A 21,227-nucleotide genomic window follows, 5' to 3' on the forward strand; every position below is an offset into this window, starting at 1 on the left:
TAAGCGGAATAATTTTCATTACCCCGCCCAATATCTATTTATTTAAAAAAGATGTCGACTAAACTGTCATTTATTTTTTAGTCCCATTCATCAACAAGATTGTCTAATTCTTTTTCGTTATAATTATCGTATTTATCAATTTCATGTAAAATCTTTTTAATTTCATGAATGGCTTTCTTTTCTTCAAACCAGCATTTTACTGATTTTTCATGACCTTTTTCCATTTCATCATTAATTTTAGCTAGTGTTTCATCAAGATTGCATAATACATCAGAAATCTTATTAATAGCTTTTTCTTCTTTTTTAGCAAAATCTGTCATTTGTTATCACTCCTGTTTGATTATTTTTGTAATTCTAAAGGTAATTTAACATCATAAGTGTGTTCCACTTTATCACTGTCATCACCTTTTTTGTGTCCATCAAAAGTTAATTTGATTTCTTTGACTTGGTCAGCTTGATCTAATTTATCGAAAGTGAAGTAAACATGGCCGTCTTTTTGTTTATCTTTAGCAAAAATATCTTCCCAGTAATCTCTGAAATGTTTACCTGTAATTTCTGTGCCATCCTTTAATACTAAGACAGCGTCACTTGGATGAATGCTAACATCTTCTTTTCCATCATTTTTCAAAGTGAAGTCCATAGACATTAAACCTTTGTATTCATTGTTTTCTTTATCTTTGTATTTATCTACTTCGACAATTTTCACTTTATCGATTTTAAAATCGACATTTTCCCAGCTTTTATCTTGCCAATCAGTATCATATTTTGCTTCTAGTTTTACTTTAGGATCATTGTCCCCTTTAATGATTTCTTTAAATGAACCATCATCTTTTAAGCTAACACTTTCGACATCAACTTTTTCACCATCTTTTAATGTTTCAGTTGTAGATGATACTGTACCTGCTTCAACGGTTCCTTTTACTTCTTCTTTAGAACCGCATCCACCTAATAGTAATAATAATGTTGCTCCGACAGTGACACTTAATAATGCTGTTTTTTTCATAATTGTTCCTCCTGAATTTAACTAATGTCTAATAAGAATTAGTTATTTAATTAATTTACAATATATATTATATTTTTTAATTTTATCTAATTTATGAATAATATTTTCTGTTTTTTAGATACATTATGAAATACAATTTCACAATTTATTCATTATCTAATTAATGCTCAGGTTTCACCGTTGTTTTAACCGGTTCCTTATGACATAAAATTCTTGCTTGACTTAATTCTTTTATCGCTGCATTAAAATCCTTTGCAAAAGCGTTTGCCATATTTTGACCCATATCTGCACGACACACAAATCGTTGAACAATCGTGTCTTGCATATCCTTAGGAAATGGATAAGATGGAACTTGCCATCCTCTCATTTGTAAACGATCAGACAAGTCATACAGTGACCATTCTACATTAGCATCCTCTTTTAACGTGAAACAAACGATTGGTAAATTTTCTCCTGTATTAAACATTTTAAAAAGTCCAGTTTCTTCAACGGTTTTAGCTAAAGACATGGCTACTTTTTTTGTTCGCTCGTGGATTTCTTTGTATCCATTAAACCCAAAGCGGTAAAAATTATAATATTGCCCAATAATTTGGCTAGCACTTCTAGAAAAATTAATCGCCATTGTTGGCATAACACTACCTAAATAACTCACTTCAAAAACCAATTCTTTTGGTAGATACTCTTCGTCTTTCCATAACACCCATCCAACACCAGGATAAACTAAGCCGTATTTATGACCAGATGAATTGATAGAAACCACATTTTTCAATCTAAAATCCCACAATAAATCTGGTTCGATAAATGGTACAAATAAACCACCGCTTGCTGCATCCACGTGAATCACTAAGTCTTGATTGTGTGTTTGATTGTATTCTTCAACCAGCTCATCTAATTTTTTAATATCGTCAAATTTTCCAGTATAAGTAATACCTAAAATACCGACAATCCCAATCGTATACTCATCAACATAGTCCATGACAGTATCTGTGTTGATACTTAAATGCTCACTATCAACTGGGACTTCACGCATTTCAATATCCCAATATACACAGAATTTTTCCCAACATACTTGATAAGCTGATGAAATAACTAAGTTTGGTCGTTTTGCATTGATATCTAATCCATTTTTCTTAGCACGATCTCGCCATCTAAATTTCATCGCCATCCCACCGAGCATACAAGCTTCACTTGAGCCAACAGTTGAAGTCCCCATCACACGATCTCGGTTTGGTGCATGCCATAAATCAGCAATCATTTTCACGCATTTTTGTTCCATAGCTGCCGTTTGGGGATACTCAGATTTATCAATAGCATTTTTTTCCATTGTTTCTGCCATAATAGCCGTCACTTCTGGTTCCATATAAGTTTGACAAAATGTCGCCAAATTTTGTCGAGCATTTCCTTCATTGATTAATTCATCTTTTATTAATCGATAAGCAATAGATGGATTGATTGGATCCATTCTCATTTTATCTAACATTACTGCTTCTTCTGATGCATTTGATCCAAAGATTGGTACAACTGATTGATTTTTTTCGCTAGTCATAACTAGACCTCCTAATTTTCATTCATATATATGTAAACGAGATAACAATCTCATTTAGGCAATAATTATTTTTCTAATGCTTGTAATTTTTGATTATCATTTAAAGCAGAGATATTTTCTAAATGTTTTCTTTGTAAGTAATCCATTGAAAATCTTAAAAGTATCACAAAGAAGATAAAGATACATAATAAGGTGATAATACTTCTATTAAACATTGGTGCGCCAATCCCTCTTGAGATGGCTTCTCTAAATCCGTAAATGGAATAGGTCATTGGTAAATAAGGATGGATGGCATTAAAGAAACTATTCTGTAATGGTAATGGGAATGTTCCTCCAGCTCCTCCAAGTTGTAACACCAATAAAATCATCGCAACAAATCGACCTGGATTATCAAATGTCATCGCTAAAAACATAATCAAGAACATGTAACTCCATGCCGTTACAATTCCCACTAGATAAAGTTTGCCAACTTGATCGACGGGTAATTTTAATAACAACATGATAGTCGCTTCGATAATTGCCATAATCGTTGATACGACAAATCCCATCGCGACTTTACTTAACCACCAATCGCGACTGGATTGACCTTCCATTGAAACACGTCTGATTGGGAAGATAAAGTTGAATACAATACAGCCAACAAATAACGCAAGTGACATAATGTATGGTGCTAATGCTTGACCATAATTTTTTACTTTACTGTATTCAATATTTTTTAATCCTGTTGGTGCTGCGAACATTTTGACGTTTTTATTATTAAATTTCAAACGACTAACTAATTTATCTGCTTGTGTTAAAGCACTTGCCATTGTTGTTGCGCCAACTCTTAGTTGATTGGCTCCACTCATTAATTTCGGTGTGTTATCGGTTAATTTTGTGAGTCCTTGGCTTAATTCATTGGCTCCACCATCTAAACGTGTAACGCCTGATATTAATTCTGGCATTTTACCTGACATCGTGTTTAATCCATTTGTTAAGGCATCACTTCCAGCTGACAAACGATTAATACCATTTAACGCAACAGGTGCTTCATTCACTAGGTTATCCACTTGAGATAATCCTGTTTCTAATTCATGCAATACATTTTGAGTGTTGGCTAAATTAACATTGTTACCAAAGCTTTCTAATAAATCAGTGGTTCCTGCTTTTATATTTGAAATGGATTCTTTCATTTCTCCTGTATTTTCTGACAATCCCTTAGCTAATTGACTCATCATTGTTGCTTGTTGTGATAATGATTTTGCTTGCTGACTTGCACCATTTAGTCCTGTTTGAACTTGACTAACGATACCATCAATGTCAGCTGAAGAACTTTTAATATCTGTCACTAATTGTGTTGAGAAGCTAGTAACTTGCTGTGATAGTTGTGCAATCAACTCTTGTTTAATATCATCACTTATTCGGCTATTTTGTTGAATGATACCTTCTAATACTTGTTCAAATTGTTGTGTGTCCTGAGAGACTGTCTGATTGATTTTTCCAATCACTTGGCTAAACCCTGATAATTGATTACTTAATCCAACTAAATCAGCTGATAAGGCAGTTGATACACTAGAAACTTCACTCAACTCTTTTGAATCATTTAAAACTGATTCAACTTGTTGATTAATCTTTTCAATATCTTGTTTTAACAAATTAGCTGAAGATCCTGATAAACTGGCTTCCACATTTCTTAAACTGGCTTCTAACTCTTTTGTACCATTTAGTAAATCTGTCACACCACTTCCAACTTCATTTAATTTCCCTGAGAGTGGTTGAAGTTTGTCATTGACTTCGTTTAGTCCATTAGATAATTGTGTCGCACCATTTTGTAATTCCGTTACCCCGTGTTTTAACGGAGAAACATTAGACGCTAACTCATTTACACCATTTGCTAATGTATTTGAGCCATTAGCTGCAGTAGACACACCATTCGTATATTCACCCAAACCGTTATCAAGTTTTTTACTGCCTATTGCAAGTTCTTTTGAGCCATTCGTCAATTTTATCAAATCTTGTTTACCCTTTTGACCAAGTGCTAAAGCTGTTTTAACATAAGCTGCGGTCACACTTTCTCGCACTTTCGCTTCCAACTCTTTCGCGCCAATTTGTGCCATATCCAATCCAATATAATTTAGCGAACCATTTGTTGTGTACTGAATTTCCATTTGATTAGGAGAAGGATTTAAAAGACTCGTCGCATTTTTTGAAAAATCTTTTGGAATCGTGACAATCATGTAATATTTCAAGTCCTTCATGCCATCCATTGCTTGCTTTGCATCAACAAATTCCCATTTAAGTTGTTTGTTATGTTTCAATTCATCAATGACACTCTTCCCAACATCAACTTTTTGGCCTAACATCTCAACTGGTTGATCTTCATTTACCACGGCAACAGGTAAATGGCTCGAACGGTTATATGGATCCCAAACAGATTTATCAAATACACTCGAATATAATATCGGAATAAAACAGATAGCTATCACAGAAATTAATAGTATTTTATTATGAAATAACTGTTTAAATTCCTGTTTAATCATTTGCACGTTAATCACTTTCTTTCTTTATTAGTTAAATTAATTGAATGTTTTTTGCCATATATGTGATAGAACACAAATGGTAACAATACGGTTATAACAGAACTAAAAGCTAATGTTATTAAGTAGGTTTTCGCTTCATTTGCTTTTAATTCACTTGGCGCAATAAAGGAAGAAACTAATGCTAATAAAGACATTCCCATACCCAAACTTGCTAACAACGCTTTTACTTTTCTTCCTCCTGGTACTTCATAAGCTCTTTTTAATCCTTGATTTGATTTCTTAAAAATTAAAACGAAATACCCAATAAAAAATAATAAATAGCCACATAAATAAATCACGACTGTCAATGAAATGGCTGTTAAAAATGACACAGCATTTCCTCCACCACCAAAAGTTAAAACGGCAGCCCAAATGGTAACAATCACTCCTTGAATGATTAATAGTGTTGTTGGTACCCCATTTTTATTTATTTTTTGACAATTTTTTGGTAGTAGTCCTTGATCGGCAACATAACGCAGGCCTTCTGTTGGACTGACAATCCATGAACTAACTTGAGCTAACACACCAAAAGCCAACATAATCGCAAGTATTTCAACTAGCCAAGACAATTCTGGATGACCTTTTAAAATGAGAACTTCAAACGCTTGAATGACCCCACTATTAAGAGATAGATGTTTAACCGGTACAACCATTGAAACAGTCGTGCCACCAATAGTACTTAATACGATTCCTGTAATAACTAAGTAAATCATCATTAACGGATAATTCTTTTGTGGATTATCAAGTGATTTAATATGTGAGGCGGATGCTTCCACTCCAACATAAGCTAAAATAAAGGTCACTAAAGATGAAAATGTCTGCTTATTAGGAAAAAATGACTTATCTAAAAATGAATGTGTTACAGCATGACCTGTAGCAACATATTTAATGGTAAAAATCAGTAGAACTGTAACTGGAATAATAATCCCAATTACAAATCCAGCTTTTGCAATTTGAGATGTGGTTTTTGTCCCTTTAAATTGTAAAAATGTTAATAACCAAAAAATTAAAACTACCACTAAAAATTTAATGAGCTTATTATCATTCATCTCTGGAAACTTCAGTGCATATGATAAAGCCCCTATGATAAAATAACTCATCGTCACAAAACCAACTGTGATTTGAAACCACTGGAAGAAAATAGCCGCAAAGCCAAATTTTTCCCCTAAAGTTTTACCTACCCATCCAAAAATTCCTCCTCCATCAAATGCCTCTACAGTACCAATTTCTGCTGCACATAAGGCAACTGGTAAAAACCAGAATAGACCACATACTAATAAGAAAAAAATAAGTGTCTTCCCCGATTCAGCGAACGTTGGGTACTCATAGACTGTGATAAATAACGAAGCCGTCATGGCAAAAAAACTGAATAAAGATAATTTTTTTGTATTCTGCATGATTTAAATCCTCTCTACTAAACATTAGAAATAATTGATTTGTTAAATCTCTTTACAATACGTCAAATATCAAATAGCATTGTAAGTGCTGATATTATTAACCTATCTTCTATCTCTATAGCAACGATAAGTATATCGCTTAATTCATACTTAACTTAGAACATCTAATGAAAAGAAAACTAAAAAACTTTGATTTTATTGACCTAAAATCAATTTTTATGCGAATTGTCTTTTTTTATAAAACAGATTATACTTGTTTCATTAGTATGTCTGATTTATTTTCTTGAAAGGAATGAAATCATTGATTGATTTATTACTTGAACCCAAAATAAAAATGACTATCTCTGTCATTAATATCATTTACAATCATTACGATTGGACACAAACGTCCTACCTATCTAAAGAATTAGCAATCTCTGAAAGGACAGTCCAACATTACATAAAAGATATTTTAGAAAGAAAAAAAGAGTATGATTTAATAACAGAAAATCAACTTTCTATTGATTATCTAAAAATTAAAGGAATAAAAATTACTGACTATTCAAATGACTTTGAAGATTTTAAAAAATTCGTGGTTCAAAGTAGTCAAACTATGATCCTATTAAACGACATCATTAATCAACGAATCGTCTCCGTAACAAACTATTGCCAAATACATTTTTTAAGTGAAACAACAGTTAGAAAAAATCTCAAACGAATTAGAGAAGCCTGTCACGTTTATGGAATTGATTTAGTTCATTTAAAATTAGTTGGTGACGAACGTAAAATAAGATATTTCATTGCTTTATTTGATACAATGGTTAGTCGAAATGCTTATTTTTTACTCGACGGTATAAATTATGAGGAACTAAAACAGAACTTTGATGATTTTTTAAAAAAAGCAAATTTTCAAATATCTGATGTTAAAAAGCAAAAAACGATCAATATTTTTTTAATTCATTTACAGCGAATTGGTTTCAATCAACTTATTATCATTAGTGATAAATTCAATCGCTTTCTAGCTTCTCATCCTATCTATCCTTATGTTGAAGAATTATTCCATCATTATTACGTTTTTAATCAAAAAGAAATTGCTTATTTTTTCTATATTATGACACTTGATGAAGAGCTAAATAGAAAACAGAACACCAATCTTGTTTACAATTTTTTTAATGAAAATCAATTAGAACTAATGACAATAACTGATTTAATTTTTTGTGATTTATTTCCATTATTTCGCCCCTTATCAGATGAGGATATTTACTTAATGAAGAGAGATATTTTCTATACTAGTTTTGTTACAATGGTATTTAATCAATTGGTATTCGAATATAAATATGGTGTCACTGTTCACTATGATTTAGAACAATACCCTATCATCACTGCAAAATTTACAAAGGTTATCAAAAAACATTTGATTGAAACAGGCTTTATATCGAATAGTCAACTAACGATTCTTTTACAACAATATTTTTTTCGTTTTCTTTATTTTGTTGATTCAAAACACCTATATAAAGTCGTATCGATTCATATAGAACCAGCATTTGACTATCTGCACCAAAAGCAAATGAAAGAATATTTGGATTTATATTTTAATCATCAAATAAACTATCAAGACTCTTACTCAAAAGAGCGGACAGATATTGTCTTAACTCCGTTTCATGAAACAAGTGAACATTCGCTCTACACAGGTACACCCATTATTATGGTAAAATTTCCACTTAACCTAACCTTTCTTCAAAAAGTAGAGACCATCATTAAAGAAAAACAAAAAAAAGACGAAGAATGAATTCATTCTCCGCCTTTTTCTTTTGCGTACTGTTCAATGACTGCTTCAATTTCTAATAATATGGGATGTGTCAGATAATCTTTTTTTAAAAAATAAAATAAACGTTTATAATTCACACCCAATTCTTGATATGGCATATGTTTAGAAACTGACACACGTGAAATAATACTTTTTCCAATACCTTTTTCAAGTAATCTCACAATCATTTCATTATTTTTTACACATAAACGCTTTGGTTGAATATTTTCTTGTAAAAAATAACGCTTGGTATAATGATATACACCTGAAATATCTTCCCGGCACAACCACAGATCACTCTCAAGATTACCAGCAATCACCAACTCATCTGTTAAAAACTCTTTTCGACATACAGGACCTGTTTCCAATGGTTTTTCAATAAATCCAAAATGCGCTCGATGCTGTAAGACATTTTCCAGAACTTCTTCGGAATTATGCATATCAAGTTCAAAATATACTTCAGGAAATCTCTTAACTAACCGACTCATTAAATCAGGTAAGTAATAGATAGAAAAAGTATTCGATGCACTAATAACACATTTTACTGGATTATTTCCAACCTGTTTAATCAATCTCTTGGTTTCTAACCAGTCATCTTCTAAATTTAATAGCCTTGTATACAGGATAGTTGCTTCTTTTGTTGGAGACATCTCCTGTTTCGTTTTTCTAATAAACAATTTACAATTTAGTTCTTCTTCTAATTGTTTCATTTGACTAGAAACAGCCGGTTGTGAAATGAATAAATTTTCAGCCGCTTTTGTAAAGTTTCTCGTCTCGTATGCTTCTTTAAATGTTAAAAACAATTTAAACATCTTTACACCTACTATTTGTTTTTGTAATAGTTAATATTCTAACTATTTATTTTTAAAATGTAAACTAAACCAGTATAATCAAATTATGTTAACTTTGGAGGAATGAATATGAAACAATTGAAACAAACTATCTACCCTGGTCTTCTCTTATCCCTAGCGATTGCTAGCGTATCAAAAATACTCGCCATATGGTTACCTTCACTCGGAGCTGGAACCATTGCTATTTTATTAGGTATTTTATTAGGAAATCTTTTTTTTAATCAATCAGTTTGGCAAAAGGGAACTAAATTTTCAGAAAAAACACTATTGGAATTATCCATTGTTCTACTTGGAACTACCGTAACCTTTCAAACTATTGTACAAATTGGGGGTTCTGGTATTCTATTTATTATGTGTCAAATGACACTAACGATTCTATCAGCTTACTTTATTGGAAAAAAATTAAAATTTAACCAGACGATGTCATTGCTGATGGCAGGAGGAAATGCTGTATGTGGTTCATCAGCTATTGGTGCAATCGCACCAGAAATTGGGGCTAAAGATAAAGAAAAAGGACAAATTATTACCTTAGTCAATTTATTAGGAACTGTGATGATGCTGACTCTTCCTATTATTGGTGGTACAGTTTTTACAGATAATGTGATGGCAAAAAGTGCTTTAATCGGTGGAACGCTTCAATCAGTCGGTCAAGTTATTGCCAGTGCCAATATGGTTAGTTCACAAGTTGTAGAAATGGCAACTTTATTTAAAATTTTACGGATCATGTTCTTAGTGATTGTTGTATTTGCTTTTGGAAAAATTGCTAACCAATCAACAGACAACAACCTAGCAATACAAGAAAAGGCTAAGAAAAAATTTCCGCTTCCTTGGTATATCATTGGCTTTATCATTTGTTGTGTCTTAAATAGTGTCATTCATTTTCCAACTATATTAAGCCAAACAACGCACTCAATTAGTGGCTGGTTTGAAATTACTGCTTTAGCAGCTATTGGATTACGGATTAACGCAAAAGAATTTTTTAAAGAAGGCCCTCGATTTTTAGCGTATGCTGGAAGTGTAGGAATTGTTCAAACGATTGTTGCCATTACTTTAATAAAATTATTATCCATTTAACAGATAAAAAGCAAGCCCTAAAATCAATAGGAGCTTGCTTTTTGATTTAAATAATTGTCGCACCAAGCGTATTTTTAAAATGGCCTAAAGCCCATTTATGACCAACTTGATCAAAGCTTTGGACAGCTTTTTCATGAATTACAATATTGTATCCTAAATTATAAGCATCGATAGCGGTATGTAACACACAAATATCTGTACACACCCCTACTAAATGAAGTGTATCAATTTTTCTTTCTCTTAATCGAATGTCTAAATCTGTGCCACTAAAGGCTGAATAGTGACGTTTATCTATCCAATACACCGTATCTTTTCCCTTATTTTGTTGATACACGTCATTTAATCCTTGATACAATTCTCTTCCTTTTGTTCCAAAAATATTATGAGGAGGAAATAAATTATTCTCTGGATGATACTTATCTGTGTCATCATGACAATCAATAGCAAAAACAATGTAATTTCCATCGTCAATAAATTGGTTAGTTAAACGGACCATCTCTGTTTCAATGGCTTGACCGAATTCACCAGTCGTTAATTTCCCATCACTTGCAACAAAATCATTTGTATAATCTATTGATATCAAAGCTCCCATGTCTTCACTCCTTAGTTTATTTGTTTCACTAATTCAATGACCATTTCAGCAGATTTTTTTCCTGCTTCAATAATAAACTCATCAAAATTTACACTAGCATTTTCATCGCCTACATCACTAATTGCACGAATCACAACAAATGGGCACTTATATTGATGCGCCACTTGAGCAATCGCCGCGCCTTCCATCTCATTAGCTAAAACATCAGGAAAATGTTTTTTTATGTGGGCTATTTGTTCTTGACTATGGACAAATGTATCTCCTGAAACAATCAACCCAATGCGTGTTGCTAATTGTTTATCCTCAGCTACTTTTATCGCTACACTCATGAGTTGATTACTTGCTTCATAAAATAATGGCATCTGTGGCATTTGCCCATATTCATAACCAAACGCTGTAACGTCCGAATCAAAATAAGCTAATTTATCAGAAATGACAATATCTCCAATTGATAAACCTTTACCAATACCACCAGCAGATCCTGAATTAATTAAACAATCAACATGATAATGACTAATTAGTAACGTCGCTGTTAACCCAGCTAAAACTTTGCCAATACCTGATTGTGTTACTACAATCTCATGTGTTCCAATACTCCCTGAATAAAATGACACACCTGCTTCATGCCATTCTTTTTTATTTTCTAGTTGGTTTTTTAATAACACAACTTCTTGTTCCATTGCCCCAATGATTCCAATTTTCATACATAAACTCCCTTACAGTTTAAAAATAGCATACAACATAATGACTAATAATATGACGATAATCACAATCGCTCTGTTTAACCATGCATTACGTTGTTCGTTTTTATTATGCTCTCTTACACGACTTCTTGTTAAAATTTGTTGTGACTTTGTTTCTGCTTTCTTTTGTTTTTCTTTCGACATGATAAACTCCTTATTTCATTTGCATTTCCCATAATAGAATAGCATATAATGTCTTAGCATCACAAATTGTACCAAGACGAATGTGTTCTTTCACTTCCTCTAAAGATAACTCCACAATATCTAAAAATTCATCCTCATCTCTTGGTAAAGGATTATCGGCTTTTTTGATACCATTAGCTTGAAATAGGACCATTCTTTCATTACAAAAACCTGGAGATGTAACAAAATCAGCCACTTCAACCATTGAATCACATTGATAAAAGGTTTCTTCCTCTAATTCACGCTTAGCTGTTTCTAACGGGTTATCTTCATATGCTTCAATTTTTCCTGCTGGTATTTCTAAAATACTTTTTTCTATTGCTTTACGAAACTGTTTGACTAACACAATGCGATTCATCGGTGTAATGGCTAAAATACCAACTGCTCCATTATGAAAAACCAGTTCACGTTTCGATTTTTTTCCATTAGGTAATTCAACAGTATCAACACACACATCAATCACTGATCCTTTGAATACCTCTTTTCTTTCGAGCGTTTTTTCATTAAATTTATCTTTCATTCATGCCTGCTCCTTGTCAATTAACTTATTTATGTTTATGATACCTTTAAAGAGACGTTATTTCAATAAAACTCACTGTATCCTTATACTTATTTATAAATCAAACTTGGGACTGATAATGTTTTTACTTCCTTATGATAAACTAATACTATACAAAAAATACAGGAAAAGAGGAGTGACAAAATGAAGAGAAAAAAAGACACTATCACCGCTGTAATTGGTTTTTTAATAGGAATGTTCGTTTTGACAGAGATTGACGAAAATCTTGGTGCAGTATTCGTCTTAATTGCCATTGGTTGGGTCATTTATCGAAGAATGAATAAGAAAAAAAACAAAGGGGCCGTTCCCGGATTATCAAAAGAAAAAGAAGAACATTATTATGAAGCTGGGATGACTGATAAAGAAATTACTTTCTTTCGAAACACCCTATCAGAAGCCAAACAGCAAATTGATCAATTAGAAATAAATTTTAAAGACAGTCCTAAATTAAATGCAATAAATTTGAGGTATGATACATTAAAAGTAGCAAAAGCAATGTTCAAAGAGATTGTGAAAGAACCCAAAAAATTACATATGGCTGATAAATTTTTATACAACCATTTACCAAATTTAGTTGAAATGACAACTAAATATGCTGAAATTTCGGATCATGAAATTAAAAGTAAGGAGACCTATAAGATATTAAATAATAGTATTGGAGCAATTGAACATGTCTCACAACTAATCATTGATGATTACAAAGAATTTGTTTCTGATGACATTGAAGATTTAGAAGTGGAAATCTCAATTGCACAACAAAATAAAAATAGAGAAGACTATAAAAAACATCTATCTGATGATCAGGAGGAATTGTAATGTCGGATAAATTAAAAAAAGCTGAACCCATTGATAATACTTTAGAGGATTTATTAAGTAATCCTTTTTCAGAATTGGAACAATCTGACTTATTAAATCAAGCTGAAAAAAAACAACAAATAACAAAAGCCCAAACGTCAACAAAAGTAATTGATAGACTATCAGATGAAAGAAAACAACAAGCACAAGAATTAGCCAATCAAATCGATACAAATGACAGTCAATCTATTTTAAGTTATGGTGTTGCGGCACAACAAAAATTAAGTGAATTTTCACATACAATGCTAAATCATGTACAAACACAAGATATTGGTCCAATGGGAGATTCTCTAACTGAATTAATGTATCGTTTAAATGAAGCAAGTCCTAGTGAACTTGAAGCAAAAGATGGAAATCTATTTAAGCGCATGTTTGGAAAGGTAAAGCAATCCATTTATGAAACAACAGCAAAATATCAAAAAATTGGTGCTCAGATTGATAAAATAGCTGTTAAACTTGATCATGAAAAAAATGGATTACTTGAAGATAATACCATGTTAGAACAACTCTATCATAAAAATAAGGACTACTTTGATGCCTTAAATATCTATATTGCAGCTGGGGAATTAAAAATTGAAGAACTTCAAACAAAAACGATTCCAGAAGCGATGGCACATGCTGAACAAACAGGTGATCAAATGGACACTCAAATTGTGAATGATTTAAATCAATTTGTCGATCGTTTAGAAAAAAGAACCTATGACTTAAAATTAGCAAGACAAATTACCATACAACAAGCACCACAAATTCGTTTGATTCAAAATACGAATCAAGCACTAGCTGAGAAAATACAAGCTTCTATTAATACAGCCATTCCTTTATGGAAAAATCAAGTGGCAATTGCTTTAACTCTTTTAAGGCAAAAAGATGCGGTTACAGCTCAGCGTCAAGTATCTGAGACAACAAATGATTTGTTAGCCAAAAATTCTGAGATGCTAAAAATTTCAGCCATTGAAACAGCAAAAGAAAACGAACGTGGCATTGTTGATATTGAGACACTACAAAAGACACAAAATGATTTAATTGAAACCATCCAAGAAACGCTTAAAATTCAACAAGAAGGCAAAGAAAAACGCCGTAATGCTGAATTAGAATTATCAATGATGGAAGAAGATTTAAAAAATAAATTACTTGATATGTCAGGTAATAACTAATAAAAAAGTCCATACTTCTCATAAAGAGAAATATGGACTTTTTTATATAGCATCTTCTTCTAATTTTTGGCAATCTGGACAAATACCATACATTTCTAAACGATGATCGTTTATCTTAAAACCAGTTAATTTTTCAGTAGCCGCTTCAACATCACCCAAGCCAGGATAATTAACATCTACTACTTTTTTACATTTTTCACAGATTGCATGATAATGTTTCTCCGTTGTAAAATCAAACCGACTTGAAGAATCACCATATGCCATTTCTACAACAAAACCAATCTCAGTAAACAATCTTAAATTGTTATAAACAGTCGCCACACTCATGTTTGGAAAACGATGTTCCAACTCTTTATAGATATCATCTGCCGTAGGGTGTGTGTGACTTTCGATTAGATATTCCAAAATAGCATATCTCTGTGGCGTTATTCTTATATCAGCTGCTTTTAACTTTTCAATCGCTTCGTCAACTAAGTGATTTTTTGACATATAGCATCATCCTCACTATTTATATTAATTCTATTTTACTACTCTTTATTGATTTTCGCAAGATACTCATCTAGTAGAGTTTTCTTCATCAAAAAATAGAATATAAATAAAGATGCACACAACACCAACAACTAAACAAATATCTGCTACATTAAAAATGGGAAATCTAATAAACTCTGTTTGAAACATATCCACCACATAACCTTGTCTAAATCGGTCAATGAAATTACCAATAGTTCCACCAATGACAAAACTTAGCCCCACTGTTAACCATTTATTTTTATATCTATTTTTATATAGTAGGTAAGAAAAAATACATAAAGCTATCACTCCAACTAATAAAAAAAACCACATATGGCCTTCAAAAATACTCCATGCTCCACCTTCATTTCTAATATGGGTAATGGATAAAATAGGGTTAGTCATCGTTGTATCATACAAATCTAAATGTTGTACCACCATCAATTTAGTTAATTGATCTAAAATAATACTTCCTATAATAATAAAAACATAAAGAAACATTGGTTCATCTCCCTCATCGATAAATAATATCTTGTAATCTAGTTAAACAATAAGTACAGTATATAACATTTTTTTGAAAGAACAAACTTTATTTCTAGATGCTTTTGTATAAATTTTTGTTATTTGACGAATATTCGTTCTAAACGTATAATAATCAGTGTGAGACAAGAAAAAACCTGGAGGAATGTGAAATGAAACAAGGTTTAGTGAAATGGTTTGATGTAAAAAAAGGATATGGATTCATTATTTACGATCAAGATGAGGAAATCTTTGTTCATTTTACTGCAATAGAACAGGATGGGTTTAAAACACTTTTTGAAGGACAACAAGTTAAATTTGATATTAAAGAAGGAGCTAGAGGCTTACAAGCATCGAATGTTTCTGTTATAGATGAAAAGAAATGAGTTGATTAATCTTCAACTCATTTTTTATACCCATTTACCATGCATGATAACTGGGATGACTCTTCTAAATGATGAATAAAATTCGTTTTAGATGATGGTAGCATTAAATAAGAACGTTCATGTTGGTTTGTGACTAGTGTAAAGCCATATTTACCCACTAAAACTTTTTTTATTTTACTAATATCTATTGTGTATTCATTTTTTTTTAATACCGCATTCACTTTAATTTGATCTTGAGTTAAGATTAGTTTTCTCCTTGTTCCTAAATAGAAAAAAAATAAAAAAATAAAAAACGTCACTATACTAAATAGATTAATCCGCCCTTGTTCTTCTAATAAACCAATCATACTGGCAAAAAATAATACAAAGGTCAACGACCAATAAATCACTGTATCAGCTAGTATTGGTTGATATCTATATATGTGAATTTTATCCTCACTCATCACTAACCTCCGTTACAATTACTCTATTCTAAGATATAATCTTAACACAATATATACGAATAAAAAAATGAAATGAGGATTTTTATGATAAAAATTAATACTGATGCTTCAACACATCCTAAATACCAAGTAAGTACTGGCTGTTTTATTATAAAAAAAGAAGGACAGACAATCGTAGAAACATTTCCTTTAGATGCGACAGATAACCATATAGCAGAATTTCAAACCATGATTCTAGCTTTAGAATACTGTCTACAAAATAATTGGCAAAAAGATTTAATTTTTATTTATTCTGACAGTAGTATTGTGGTTAAATCATTTCATAAACGTTATGTAAAAAAAGATATTTTTCTACCACTCTTATCAAAATTGCTTATTTTGAGTCAAGGGTTTAGCGATTTAACCATTGAATGGATACCACAAGAATCAAATAAAATGGCTGACCATCATGCTAAACAAGCACTAAAAAAAGAGTTAAAGCGTCAAAAAAAGAGTCCTAAATGATAAATAATTAGCTAGGTATATCACTATTTTTTTGCTAAAATAAGGTATCAAAGAAAGGGGGATATTAATGAGTGTCCTGTTAATCATTTTATATTTAATCAACTTACTATTTGCTCTGTTTTTAATATTTTATAGAGAGCGTGATACTAGTGTTACTTGGGCTTGGTTATTAGTCTTTATGTTTATCCCATTTTTAGGATTTATTTTATATTTATTTTTTGGTCTCGGGCTAAGTAAAAAGGAACGATATGAAATTAAAAATCAAATTACAATGGATTTTAGCTCGCTAGATGATATTTACGATCCAACATTGCAATTATATGATGATTTACCTTCAGATAGTAAACATGCTCAACTTGCCTATTTCATGTCCAATTTAAATCATACACCTTTAACGCATCATAACAGCGTCACCATATTAACCGATGGAGAGAAAAAATTAGAAGCATTATTAAATGATATTAAACACGCTAAAAAGTTTATCCATATTGAATATTATGCTTTTGTGACAGATAAAACGGGTATGAGGGTAGTTGATCTATTAACTGAAAAGGCAAAAGAAGGGGTAGAAGTTTGCCTATTATATGATGAATTAGGCTCTAAAGGAGTTAAAAGAACGAAGTTTTCTAAATTAATTGAAGCTGGTGGACGAATCCAGACTTTTGTTACCAGTGAGAAGGCCATTTTAAAGTTTCGTGTTAACTATCATGACCATCGAAAAATTGCTGTGATTGATGGAAAAATTAGTTATGTTGGTGGATTTAATATCGCAGATCAGTACGTTGAAACAACTAAAAAATTTGGCTACTGGCGTGACACTCATCTTAGAATTGACGGCCCTGCTACCTCTATCTTAGAATTACGCTTTTTATCCGATTGGAATGTTTCCGTCCCTGATGATAAAAAACTTATTGGAAAGCTTGATTATTTATATCATGAAAAACCAAATGAGAAAGCCACAACTGATATTCAAATTATTGCTAGTGGACCGCATGATGAGAAGCAACAAATTAAATTAGCTTTTACAAAACTTATCACCAGTGCTAAAAAACGGATTTGGATTCAAACACCATACTTTATACCAGATGATACAATTCTTGATGCTTTAAAAATTGCCAAACAGTCCGGAGTAGATGTTCGAATTATGATTCCAAATAAACCAGATCATCCTTTTATCTATAGGGCAACACAATATTTCGCTCAAGTTATTATGAAGCATGATGTTGATGTCTTTATTTATGAAGGTGGATTTCTTCATTCTAAAGTTCTTATTATGGATGATGAAGTAAGCATTGTGGGTTCAGCTAATCAAGATATTCGCAGTTATAAACTGAATTTTGAAGCCAGTGCTGTTATGTATGATAAATCTATCAACGATACTTTATCTCATTATTTTACAGAAGACTTAAAGCAATCCAAAGAATTAACACAACAAATGATTGATGACATGTCTATTTGGTTGAAATTCAAACAAAAAACAGCACGATTATTTTCACCAATTATGTAATTTAAATAAGTGATAACAATTATTTTTTTAATTGTTATCACTTATTTTTTATTACTAAGAGTCATAAAATAGAAGCATCCAAATTTAGAGTCTTTTTTGTTAAGACTAGTTTAATCAGACATAAGTTGTTATACTAGTTGAGATATTATCAGACAAGGAGGAAATACTATGCCTCGTTTAGAGTTTTCGTATATGAAATTAAAGCATCTAAGCACTCGGTACATTAACCAACACCTTTCTAGTATCCAAATTATTTTTCTATATTATGTTTTAATTACAACTGTCGCTTACTTTTTACTTAATTTACCATTTTTTCATCAAGATAATGCTAATTATTCAACCTTTGATATGATTTTTATGGCTATTAGTACGGTTAGTGTGACAGGCTTAAGTACTTTCAATATTAATGAAGTATTTAACCAACGTGGGATTATTTTACTTGAAATTCTCTTTCAAATAGGTGGCTTTGGTATTATGATGGTGTCAACTTTTTTCTTCATTTTATCAAAGAAGAAAATTTCTCTAAAGCGTCGGCAATTAATCATGACTGATATGAACTCTCCAAAGCTTAGTGGAAGTATTCGATTAATCAAAAATACTATGCTGACTTTATTAGTTATACAATTACTATTTGGTCTTGTCTTTTCTACCCATTTTTATTTTGCTGAACATCATCTTGATTTAGTTGATTCGTTGTTCCATGGATTTTATCAATCCATCTCAGCAGTAACAAACTCTGGATTTGATGTAACAGGTGAATCAGTCACCCCTTATAAAAACGACTTTTTCTTTTTACCTATTTTGATGCTACTTATTATGATTGGCGGGATTGGGTTTCCAGTCTTAATGGAAGTAAAAGAGTGGTTATTTTATAGAAGAGAAAATCATAAGTTACCTTTTCGTTTTTCCCTATTCAGTCGATTAGCGATTAGTATCTATATTGTATTATTTATCGTTGGAACGATTTTAATCTATTTATTAGAAAAAAACCATTTATTTATTGATATGAGCGAACCACAAAAATGGCTGACATCCATGTTCTATTCTACCACCACACGAAATGCAGGTTTACAATTAAATAATCTAAATGATTTTCAAACACCTACCCTATTACTTTTTTCAATGTTAATGTTCATTGGTTGTAGTCCAAGTTCTGTCGGTGGTGGTGTTCGAACAACAACTGTTGCGATATTAGGTTTATATATGTATAGCTTTATAAAAGGACAAGAAAACGTTACTATATTTAACAGAAGAATTGATCGAACAGACATAAAAAAAGCCATCGTTGTGTTTAATTTATCTGTCTTTATGTGTTTTTTATCTATTATGATACTAACGATTACAGAAAATGAAACAATGATTGCGTTAATTGTAGAAGTCGCTTCTGCCTTTGGAACAACAGGACTATCACTAGGTATTACCTCTTCTCTTTCTCCAATTGGTAAAATTGTTATTGCCATTTTAATGTTTGTTGGACGTATTGGAATGCTTTACACTTTAATGATTTTTATTCCAAAAGAAAAACATGACCGTGGCTACATTTATCCAGCTGAAAAAATTATTATTGGTTAATGACACTACTTAGAACATATTTTTTCATGTTCTAAGTAGTTTTTGTTATCTTATAATAGAATCTTATGCATTTTTTTAATCTTTCAATTCTTATTTTATGGTATCATGATTAAGTTAATGTATACACAGGAGGAATGTATATGAGTTTTAAAAGTGGATTAGCAACAACAGTTGGTAAGTCTTCACAATGGATATTAAAGACCTTTTTTAAAGGTGGCAGTAGTCTACCTGGTAAATTGGCATTAAAAATAGATCCAACAATCCTTTCTAGTTTAGCAAAAGACTATGATGTGATTGTTGTAACAGGAACAAATGGAAAAACGTTAACTACTGCTTTAACCGTTAATATATTAAAAGAGGAATTCGATTCTGTTGTTACTAACACAACAGGAGCAAATATGTTACAAGGTATTGTATCAACCTTCCTTCAAGGAAAGAAAAATAAGCATGGCAAAAACATTGCTGTTTTAGAAATTGATGAAGCCAGTTTAAATAAAGTGACAGAATTTTTAACACCTGAGTTATTCTTATTTACTAATATTTTTCGTGATCAAATGGATCGCTATGGCGAAATCTATACAACGTACCAATTAATTGTTGACGGGGCTAAAAAAGCACCAAATGCACCTATTTTAATGAATGGTGATTTACCGATATTTAACTCTATCGACACTATCAACCCAAGAGAATATTATGGATTTAATCATACTGATGATGAAGAACAAATGGCTCATTATAATACTGATGGTGTGCTGTGTCCTCATTGCCACCACATTCTTCACTATAAAATGATTACTTACAGTAACTTAGGTGATTATTATTGTCCAAATTGTGACTTTAAACGTCCTGCACTTAATGTTTCTTTAACTGATATTAAGCACATGACCAATGTCTCTTCCACTTTTACTATTGATTCACATGATTATCAAATTGAAGTAGGTGGGATGTATAATATATACAATGCTCTAGCCGCCACTGCTGTTGCTAAGCACTATAATATTTCATCTGATAAAATTAAAAAAGGGCTATCTTACGATGAGAAAGTATTCGGTCGTCAAGAAGTTATTGAAATTGGCGATAAAAAATGTACCCTTGTTTTAGTAAAAAACCCTGTTGGGTTAAATCAAGTTATTGATACGATGAAATTATCTCCTTACCCATTCTCTCTAGCTGCACTACTAAATGCCAACTATGCTGATGGAATTGATGTTAGTTGGATTTGGGATAGTCAACTAGAAGAGTTAGGTGAATTAGATATTCCTAAAGTCATTTCTGGTGGAGAACGTCAGAGTGATATGTCACTTAGACTTAAAGTCGCAGGAATACAAGAAAATAACTTAATTGAAACCTCTTCACTAAATCAAATTATTGAAGAAATCAAAACTGCTCCTACTGAACATGTTTATATTTTAGCTACTTATACTGCTGTATTAGGCTTAAGAAAAGAATTAATTCAGCAAGGTTTTATTAAGGAGGATGCCTAAT

Annotated in this window: 22 protein-coding genes; 9 read left to right on the plus strand and 13 right to left on the minus strand. The window is 31.6% G+C overall.

All coding sequences use genetic code 11. From position 1 onward, the window contains the following. Positions 1-77: 77 nt before the first annotated feature. The 5 genes from G314FT_RS09490 to G314FT_RS09510 all read right to left on the minus strand — a co-directional run bounded on the left by G314FT_RS09490 (position 78) and on the right by G314FT_RS09510 (position 6,504). Positions 78-320 carry a hypothetical protein gene (locus G314FT_RS09490; RefSeq protein WP_257701021.1) on the minus strand — a complete coding sequence of 81 codons (243 nt, stop codon included), beginning with the start codon at positions 318-320 and terminating at the stop codon, positions 78-80. A 20-nt stretch (positions 321-340) separates the two neighbouring features. Continuing rightward, complete coding sequence (locus G314FT_RS09495) at positions 341-1,003, minus strand: hypothetical protein (protein WP_257701023.1); 663 nt, start codon at positions 1,001-1,003, stop codon at positions 341-343. A gap of 160 nt (positions 1,004-1,163) precedes the next feature. After that, positions 1,164-2,549: a glutamate decarboxylase gene (gene gad / locus G314FT_RS09500; RefSeq protein WP_423837506.1), complete on the minus strand. Its 1,386-nt coding sequence runs from the start codon at positions 2,547-2,549 to the stop codon at positions 1,164-1,166. A gap of 65 nt (positions 2,550-2,614) precedes the next feature. Next, entirely contained in the window at positions 2,615-5,068 is a 2,454-nt protein-coding gene (locus G314FT_RS09505; RefSeq protein ID WP_257702552.1) for a YhgE/Pip domain-containing protein, read from the minus strand. 11 nt (positions 5,069-5,079) lie between these two features. Further along, complete coding sequence (locus tag G314FT_RS09510; protein ID WP_257701025.1) at positions 5,080-6,504, minus strand: amino acid permease; 1,425 nt, start codon at positions 6,502-6,504, stop codon at positions 5,080-5,082. Between the two features lie 301 nt (positions 6,505-6,805). Here G314FT_RS09510 and G314FT_RS09515 point away from each other — a divergent pair, with 301 nt between their 5' ends. Further along, the gene (locus tag G314FT_RS09515; RefSeq protein ID WP_257701027.1) at positions 6,806-8,272 is read left to right on the plus strand and encodes a helix-turn-helix domain-containing protein; all 1,467 of its coding nucleotides are present in this window, start codon (positions 6,806-6,808) and stop codon (positions 8,270-8,272) included. 2 nt (positions 8,273-8,274) lie between these two features. On the opposite strand, the gene G314FT_RS09520 is transcribed toward G314FT_RS09515, so the two are convergent. After that, complete coding sequence (locus tag G314FT_RS09520) at positions 8,275-9,102, minus strand: LysR family transcriptional regulator (RefSeq protein WP_257701029.1); 828 nt, start codon at positions 9,100-9,102, stop codon at positions 8,275-8,277. A gap of 108 nt (positions 9,103-9,210) precedes the next feature. Between G314FT_RS09520 and G314FT_RS09525 the strand changes: the two genes are divergently transcribed. After that, the gene (locus G314FT_RS09525) at positions 9,211-10,215 is read left to right on the plus strand and encodes a YeiH family protein (RefSeq protein WP_257701031.1); all 1,005 of its coding nucleotides are present in this window, start codon (positions 9,211-9,213) and stop codon (positions 10,213-10,215) included. A gap of 46 nt (positions 10,216-10,261) precedes the next feature. Here G314FT_RS09525 and G314FT_RS09530 read toward each other — a convergent pair whose 3' ends face one another. The 4 genes from G314FT_RS09530 to G314FT_RS09545 are packed head-to-tail and all read right to left on the minus strand — an operon-like array spanning position 10,262 to position 12,253. Next, the gene (locus G314FT_RS09530; RefSeq protein WP_257701033.1) at positions 10,262-10,807 is read right to left on the minus strand and encodes a cysteine hydrolase family protein; all 546 of its coding nucleotides are present in this window, start codon (positions 10,805-10,807) and stop codon (positions 10,262-10,264) included. A gap of 11 nt (positions 10,808-10,818) precedes the next feature. Continuing rightward, positions 10,819-11,511, minus strand: a complete 693-nt coding sequence (locus G314FT_RS09535) for a 5'-methylthioadenosine/adenosylhomocysteine nucleosidase (RefSeq protein ID WP_257701035.1) — start codon at positions 11,509-11,511, stop codon at positions 10,819-10,821. 12 nt (positions 11,512-11,523) lie between these two features. Further along, positions 11,524-11,694: a cell wall synthase accessory phosphoprotein MacP gene (gene macP / locus G314FT_RS09540; RefSeq protein ID WP_257701037.1), complete on the minus strand. Its 171-nt coding sequence runs from the start codon at positions 11,692-11,694 to the stop codon at positions 11,524-11,526. 10 nt (positions 11,695-11,704) lie between these two features. After that, the gene (locus G314FT_RS09545; protein ID WP_257701039.1) at positions 11,705-12,253 is read right to left on the minus strand and encodes an NUDIX hydrolase; all 549 of its coding nucleotides are present in this window, start codon (positions 12,251-12,253) and stop codon (positions 11,705-11,707) included. A gap of 183 nt (positions 12,254-12,436) precedes the next feature. On the opposite strand from G314FT_RS09545, the gene G314FT_RS09550 reads away from it, so the two are divergent. Both G314FT_RS09550 and G314FT_RS09555 read left to right on the plus strand, forming a co-directional pair. Then, positions 12,437-13,108, plus strand: a complete 672-nt coding sequence (locus G314FT_RS09550; RefSeq protein ID WP_257701041.1) for a 5-bromo-4-chloroindolyl phosphate hydrolysis family protein — start codon at positions 12,437-12,439, stop codon at positions 13,106-13,108. Continuing rightward, positions 13,108-14,301, plus strand: coding sequence for a toxic anion resistance protein (locus tag G314FT_RS09555; protein WP_257701043.1), 1,194 nt, complete (start codon positions 13,108-13,110; stop codon positions 14,299-14,301). Before G314FT_RS09550 ends, G314FT_RS09555 begins: the two co-directional genes overlap by 1 nt. A 42-nt stretch (positions 14,302-14,343) precedes the next feature. Here the strand turns inward: G314FT_RS09555 and G314FT_RS09560 are convergent, their stop codons facing one another. Next, on the minus strand, positions 14,344-14,790 hold the full coding sequence (locus tag G314FT_RS09560; protein WP_257701044.1) for a Fur family transcriptional regulator: 447 nt from the start codon (positions 14,788-14,790) through the stop codon (positions 14,344-14,346). Positions 14,791-14,856: 66 nt separating this feature from the next. Beyond that, positions 14,857-15,312, minus strand: coding sequence for a signal peptidase II (gene lspA / locus G314FT_RS09565; protein WP_257701046.1), 456 nt, complete (start codon positions 15,310-15,312; stop codon positions 14,857-14,859). Positions 15,313-15,503: 191 nt separating this feature from the next. Between lspA and G314FT_RS09570 the strand changes: the two genes are divergently transcribed. Continuing rightward, positions 15,504-15,716 (plus strand): cold-shock protein, encoded by a 213-nt coding sequence (locus G314FT_RS09570; protein WP_117972725.1) that lies wholly within the window; start codon positions 15,504-15,506, stop codon positions 15,714-15,716. A 17-nt stretch (positions 15,717-15,733) separates the two neighbouring features. Here the strand turns inward: G314FT_RS09570 and G314FT_RS09575 are convergent, their stop codons facing one another. Continuing rightward, positions 15,734-16,159, minus strand: a complete 426-nt coding sequence (locus G314FT_RS09575) for an EbsA family protein (protein WP_257701048.1) — start codon at positions 16,157-16,159, stop codon at positions 15,734-15,736. 84 nt (positions 16,160-16,243) lie between these two features. Here G314FT_RS09575 and G314FT_RS09580 point away from each other — a divergent pair, with 84 nt between their 5' ends. The 4 genes from G314FT_RS09580 (at position 16,244) to G314FT_RS09595 (ending at position 21,226) form a co-directional block, all read left to right on the plus strand. Then, positions 16,244-16,663, plus strand: a complete 420-nt coding sequence (locus tag G314FT_RS09580) for a reverse transcriptase-like protein (protein ID WP_257701050.1) — start codon at positions 16,244-16,246, stop codon at positions 16,661-16,663. A gap of 67 nt (positions 16,664-16,730) precedes the next feature. Continuing rightward, entirely contained in the window at positions 16,731-18,170 is a 1,440-nt protein-coding gene (cls, locus tag G314FT_RS09585) for a cardiolipin synthase (RefSeq protein WP_257701052.1), read from the plus strand. A gap of 168 nt (positions 18,171-18,338) precedes the next feature. Further along, positions 18,339-19,742, plus strand: a complete 1,404-nt coding sequence (locus G314FT_RS09590) for a TrkH family potassium uptake protein (protein ID WP_423837507.1) — start codon at positions 18,339-18,341, stop codon at positions 19,740-19,742. Positions 19,743-19,882: 140 nt separating this feature from the next. Next, a complete protein-coding gene (locus G314FT_RS09595; protein WP_257701054.1) occupies positions 19,883-21,226 on the plus strand; it encodes a Mur ligase family protein in 1,344 nt (447 codons plus the stop codon). Position 21,227 lies beyond the last annotated feature (1 nt).

This window comes from Vagococcus luciliae (assembly GCF_024637875.1).
Lineage (GTDB): Bacteria > Bacillota > Bacilli > Lactobacillales > Vagococcaceae > Vagococcus > Vagococcus luciliae.